At 63.5% G+C, this 5349-nt stretch carries 5 protein-coding genes and 1 pseudogene; 3 read left to right on the plus strand and 3 right to left on the minus strand.

Going from position 1 to position 5349, the window contains the following annotated elements; genetic code table 11:
• Both EN932_RS28170 and ubiE read right to left on the minus strand, forming a co-directional pair.
• Nucleotides 1–409, minus strand: a pseudogene (locus tag EN932_RS28170) (ubiquinone biosynthesis protein UbiB); the annotation flags it as partial.
• A 70-nt stretch (nucleotides 410–479) separates the two neighbouring features.
• Nucleotides 480–1256 (minus strand): bifunctional demethylmenaquinone methyltransferase/2-methoxy-6-polyprenyl-1,4-benzoquinol methylase UbiE, encoded by a 777-nt coding sequence (ubiE, locus tag EN932_RS28175; protein ID WP_013529624.1) that lies wholly within the window; start codon nucleotides 1254–1256, stop codon nucleotides 480–482.
• A gap of 134 nt (nucleotides 1257–1390) precedes the next feature.
• Between ubiE and EN932_RS28180 the strand changes: the two genes are divergently transcribed.
• The 3 genes from EN932_RS28180 to EN932_RS28195 all read left to right on the plus strand — a co-directional run bounded on the left by EN932_RS28180 (nucleotide 1391) and on the right by EN932_RS28195 (nucleotide 3929).
• Nucleotides 1391–2365: an adenosine deaminase gene (locus EN932_RS28180; protein WP_127368791.1), complete on the plus strand. Its 975-nt coding sequence runs from the start codon at nucleotides 1391–1393 to the stop codon at nucleotides 2363–2365.
• A 146-nt stretch (nucleotides 2366–2511) separates the two neighbouring features.
• Complete coding sequence (gene upp, locus EN932_RS28185) at nucleotides 2512–3141, plus strand: uracil phosphoribosyltransferase (protein WP_013529626.1); 630 nt, start codon at nucleotides 2512–2514, stop codon at nucleotides 3139–3141.
• A 224-nt stretch (nucleotides 3142–3365) separates the two neighbouring features.
• A complete protein-coding gene (locus tag EN932_RS28195) occupies nucleotides 3366–3929 on the plus strand; it encodes a TIGR02281 family clan AA aspartic protease (RefSeq protein ID WP_024502797.1) in 564 nt (187 codons plus the stop codon).
• 86 nt (nucleotides 3930–4015) lie between these two features.
• Here EN932_RS28195 and deoA read toward each other — a convergent pair whose 3' ends face one another.
• Nucleotides 4016–5335, minus strand: coding sequence for a thymidine phosphorylase (gene deoA / locus EN932_RS28200; RefSeq protein ID WP_127368793.1), 1320 nt, complete (start codon nucleotides 5333–5335; stop codon nucleotides 4016–4018).
• Nucleotides 5336–5349 lie beyond the last annotated feature (14 nt).

The raw sequence follows: 5349 nt of genomic DNA on the forward strand, positions 1-5349 counted from the left end.
GGGCGCTGGAGGCGGCGGCGACCGGATCGCCGAATTGCGCGTAGAGATCGCCGACTTTGCGCCCGAGCGAGGCTTCGATGGCCGCTATGGCTTCGGCCTTCGGAAAGGTGTGCATCTTGTCCTGCAACATGGCGAGATCGAGCGCCATGTCGTTGCCGACGACGTCGGGCCGTGTCGCCAGGAACTGGCCGAGCTTTACATAGGAGGGACCGAGCCGGACGACCGCCTTGGCCAGCCGGTCGCTGCGCTCATAGGCCAGCGCGCGGCGGCGCGTGAACAGCCGTGCCATCCGCCAGCCGAACTTCGGCAGGCCGGACAGTTCCTCACCCGGCAGAGCGGCGACGACACCCTCGCGGACCAGCACCCAGCCGGCCCTTACGAGCCGGAATCCTGCACTGACATTGCTCATGGCCGCGCCAACCCTGCCGGCTCTTTGAGCCGGCATAGCACACGTCGATTGTGAGAAATGCGGTCCGGCCTCAAAGCTTCCAGCCCGAATGAAGTGCTGCAATACCGCCGGAATAGTTGCGGAAGGAAACGCGGTCGAAGCCGGCGCGGGAAATCATCGTCGCGAAATTCTGCTGGTTGGGAAACCTGGCGATCGATTCGACCAGATAGGAATAGGGCTCGCCGTCGCCGGTGACCATCTTGCCGATCTTTGGAATGGCGTTGAACGACCAGGCTTCATAGGCCTTGTCGAGCAGCGGCATCTCGACCTCGGAAAATTCCAGGCACAGGAAGCGCCCACCGGGCTTCAGCACGCGAAACGCTTCGCCCAAGGCCACCTCGATGCGCGGTACGTTGCGGATGCCGAAAGCGATGGTATAGGCATCGAATGTGGCATCAGGGAAGGGCAGTTCCTCGGCATTGGCCTCGACGAAATCGGTGTTGCCGGACAGGCCCTTCTTTTCGGCCCGGTCGCGGCCGACAGCCAGCATCGAGCCATTGATGTCGAGCACAGTGGCATGGGCATTGCCGTGGCTGGCATCGACGATGCGAAAGGCAATGTCGCCGGTGCCTCCGGCAACGTCGAGCACCTTCCAGCCCGCCCGTTTAGGCGGATTGAGCCAGGTGACCATGGCGTCCTTCCACAGCCGGTGCAGGCCGGCCGACATCAGATCGTTCATCAGGTCGTAGCGGTTGGCGACCTTGTGGAAAACATCGTTGACCAGGGACTGCTTGTCGCCAGCCCCTACACGCTTGAAACCATAGGAGGTTTCCATGCCGCCCGCGGCCGTGGTTCTCTCAACTGACATTTTTTTGATCCGTCATAAAACCGGCGGGACCATAGCCGATCGATGGTGCGGGCGCTATTGTTTAAGGCGCGGTGTTCAGCCGCGCTTCCAGGTGGCGGGTTTTCGAGACCTGGACGGACCGACGGGATGATTGAATGCCTTTGAAAGCGGAACTGCACTGCCACATCGAAGGGGCAGCGGCGCCCGAACTCGTCATCCGCCAGGCGCAGAAATACGGCAAGGACACCTCGCCCTATATCCAGAACGGTTCCTTCGTCTGGCACGATTTCACCTCCTTCCTGGCGGCTTATGATTTTTCCGCCGATCTGTTCCGGACCGAGGAGGACTATGCGCGGCTGGCCGACCACTATCTGACCAGCCTTGCCCGCGATGGCGCCATCTATTCCGAGGTGTTCACCTCGCCGGACCACGCTAAAAAAGCCGGCCTGTCGCCCAAGGCCTATACCGACGCGCTCGGCGAAGGCATGGCCCGCGCCAAGGCCAAGACCGGCATCGAGGGCCGCATGATCGTCACCGGCGTGCGCCATGTCGGCGTCGAGTCGATCGAGCAGGCGGCGCGCTTCGCGGCGCGCTGCGGGCATCCGCTGGTCACCGGTTTCGGCGTTGCCGGCGATGAGCGGATCGGTGATATGGAGGACTATGTCAGGGCTTTCGAGATCGCTCGCGAAGCCGGGCTCGGCATCACCATCCATGCCGGCGAACTGACGGGCTGGGAGACCGTCCAGGCGGCGCTGGATCACATCCGTCCGTCCCGCATCGGCCATGGCGTGCGCGCCATCGAGAACCTGGACCTCGTCCGGCGCATCGCCGACGAGGGCATCGTGCTGGAATGCTGCCCCGGTTCCAACATCGCGCTCAAGGTGTTCGACAGTTTCGCCGATCATCCGTTTCCGGCCCTGCAGGCGGCAGGCTGCAAGATGACGCTCAATTCCGACGATCCGCCCTATTTCTGGACCTCGCTCAAGCGTGAATACGATATCGCTGCCGAGCATTTCTCGATGAACGACAAGGCGCTGACCGCCGTCACCAGAACGGCCATCGAGGCCGCTTTCGTCGATAGAAAGACAAAGACGGCACTTCTTGCCCGGTTGAACAGCGCGGCACGCTGATTTCCGCCGACAAAGCTGTGGTCGGTGCGGGCCAAGCGGTTCCTTGGCCGGCGCATTGCCGCTAGGGTTCGCCCAGGCAGCTTGAAGCGCGGCGCGTCCGAAAGGGCGATGCGCGCATTTTCGGGCGCAGGCATCAGGAGAACACCATGCAGGGCGTCACCGTCGTCGACCACCCGCTTGTCCAGCACAAGCTGACCATCATGCGCAAGAAGGAAACCTCGACGGCGGGCTTCCGCCGGCTGCTGCGCGAAATCTCGCTGCTGCTCGGCTACGAGGTCACCCGCAATCTCGAACTGACGACGACGACCATCGAAACGCCGATGGAAACCATGGAAGCGCCGACGCTCGAGGGCAAGAAACTGGTCTTCGCCTCGGTGCTGCGCGCCGGCAACGGCTTGCTGGAAGGCCTGCTCGACCTGGTGCCGGCGGCGCGCGTCGCCCATGTCGGTCTCTACCGCGATCACGAAACGCTGGAGGCGGTCGAATATTTCTTCAAGGCGCCGAGCGACCTCGCCGACCGGCTGGTGATCGTCGTCGATCCGATGCTGGCCACCGCCAATTCGGCGATCGCGGCGATCGACAAGCTGAAAGAGCGCGGCGCCACCAACATCCGTTTCCTTTGCCTGCTGGCGGCGCCCGAAGGCATCGAGCGCTTCATCAAGGCGCATCCGGACGTTCCCGTCTTCACCGCTTCGATCGACCGCCAGCTCAACGAGAAGGGCTACATCATGCCCGGCCTCGGCGACGCCGGCGACCGCATGTACGGGACCAAGTAATACCAGACCAAGTCGCCTGGTACGATTTACCAAATATTTACGCAAAGGCGCGGTTTTGGCGCGCGTTAAAGCGGCAAACACCATCCGGGCTTAACGATCGGCTGTCACTACAGCGCCGCGCGTCCGTTTCGGACGCGCAAAGGACGCTGTAGCACTTTGATTTTGTGCATGAGCCTTTCCGAAAATCGTTCCCGATTTTCGGGGTCATGCGGCGAGGCCGATCCATGCTGCGCAAACTTCTGATCCTCGCCGTTTTCGCCGGTACATCGGCATCGATACCGATTGTGTATCAGTCGAATCCGCAACTCGTCGAAAACCTGCTGAGGTCGGCGGTGCCGGGCAAACAAGCGGTCGAAGCCCAGCCGAACGTCAATCTGGCATCGGTGCCCAACAAGCCCGCGGCACCGCTGCCGATGGGCCGCAAGGTCCTCGTCGCGGCAGACGAACGCGGGCATTTCTCGTCACCCTTCAAGCTCAACGGACGTCAGGTCGACGGCATGATCGACACCGGCGCCACATTGGTCGCCATCAACATTTCGACGGCACGCAGGATCGGCCTGTCGCTGAACGCTTCCGACTTCAACCGCGAGGTCAACACCGCCAACGGCACCATCAAGGCGGCCGTGGCCATGATCGACCGCCTGCAGATCGGCAGCATCACCGTCAATGACGTCCAGACCATCGTGCTCGACGACAGGGCGCTGCGCACCAATCTGATCGGCATGAGCTTCCTCAACCGGCTCGACAAATACCAGGTCGAGAACGGCACGCTGCTGCTCGTCCAGTAAGGCTATTCGTTTTCCCAAATTCCCAAGGGAAAGCGCTATGCGCTTTTTCCCGGGGAGAACCGTTTCACACTTTTCCTGGAATTGCTCTAGCCGCGCGGCAGAATCCGCCGGATGACCGACTTGTCGGCGGGCGGCTTCGAGGCGCCGACCATATAGGCCGAAAGCACGGTTGCCGCGGCGGCCTCGGCATCGGCCGATGAGCGGGCATGGATCAGCGCCAGCGGCTCGCCGATCCCAACCTCCGCACCGACCGGCAATAGTCTGGTGATGCCGACCGCAGGGTCGATCTGGTCGTCCGGCCGCGTGCGTCCACCTCCCAGGCCGACCACGGCGAGCCCGATATCGCGGGTGGCGATGCCGGTGACGAAGCCATTTGCGGTCGCCTTGACGGCAAGTTCGGTCGCCGCCGCAGGCAGATATTTTTCCGGTTTCTCGATGAAATCGGCGGGGCCGCCAAGCGCGGCCACCATGCGTGCGAAAGTGGCGGCGGCGCGGCCGCTGGCGAGCGTCTCGGTGGCGCGCCGCATGCCATCCTGGTTGGACGACACCAGCCCGGCCGACTGCAGCATTTCGGCGGCCAGCGCCAGCGTCACATCTTCGAGCCGACGGTCACGATACCGGCCGGTGAGGAAATCGACGGCGTTGCGCACCTCGACTGCGTTGCCGGCGGCCGACGCCAGCGGCTCGTTCATGCCGGTGATCAACGCCGAGGCCTTCAGTCCGGCGCCGTTGGCGATCTCAACCAGGCTGTTGGCGAGTGCGGTGGCGTCGCGCGATTTTTCCATGAAGGCGCCGTTGCCGACCTTGACGTCGAGCACCAGCGATTGCAGCCCGGCCGCCAGCTTCTTCGACAGGATCGAAGCGGTGATCAGCGGCACCGATTCGACCGTGCCGGAGACATCGCGGATCGCATAGAGTCGTCGATCGGCGGGCGCGAGGTCGGCGGTCTGGCCGATGATGGCACAGCCTGTTTCGAGCACCGCCTTGCGAAACAGCGCGACATCGGGCTGGCTGATGTAGCCCGGGATGGCATCCATCTTGTCCAGCGTACCGCCGGTGTGGCCAAGGCCACGGCCCGAGATCATCGGCACATAGGCGCCGCAGGCGGCGACGATCGGCGCCAGCATCAGCGAGACATTGTCACCGACGCCGCCGGTCGAATGCTTGTCGGTGACCGGGCCTGGCAGGTCCGACCAGTCGAGCACATCGCCGGAATCGCGCATCGCCAGCGTCAGCGCCACGGCCTCGTCGCGGTTCATGCCGTTGAAGAACACCGCCATGGCGAAGGCGCCGGCCTGGCCGTCGGTAACGGCGCCTGACGTCACGCCCGCGACGAAGCCGGCGATCTCCTCCTCCGACAGCCTGAGGCCATCGCGCTTGCGGCGGATGATTTCCTGGGGAAGCATCAGATCTCCAGCAG

This window comes from Mesorhizobium sp. M7A.F.Ca.US.002.01.1.1 (assembly GCF_004022955.1).
GTDB lineage: Bacteria > Pseudomonadota > Alphaproteobacteria > Rhizobiales > Rhizobiaceae > Mesorhizobium > Mesorhizobium ciceri.

Excerpts from the sequence above, each read along its gene's own strand:
- ubiE (WP_013529624.1), bottom strand. The coding sequence starts at position 1,256 with ATGTCAGTTGAGAGAACCACGGCCGCGGGCGGCATGGAAACCTCCTAT.
- EN932_RS28180 (WP_127368791.1), top strand. The coding sequence starts at position 1,391 with ATGCCTTTGAAAGCGGAACTGCACTGCCACATCGAAGGGGCAGCGGCG.
- upp (WP_013529626.1), top strand. The coding sequence starts at position 2,512 with ATGCAGGGCGTCACCGTCGTCGACCACCCGCTTGTCCAGCACAAGCTG.
- EN932_RS28195 (WP_024502797.1), top strand. The coding sequence starts at position 3,366 with ATGCTGCGCAAACTTCTGATCCTCGCCGTTTTCGCCGGTACATCGGCA.
- deoA (WP_127368793.1), bottom strand. The coding sequence starts at position 5,335 with ATGCTTCCCCAGGAAATCATCCGCCGCAAGCGCGATGGCCTCAGGCTG.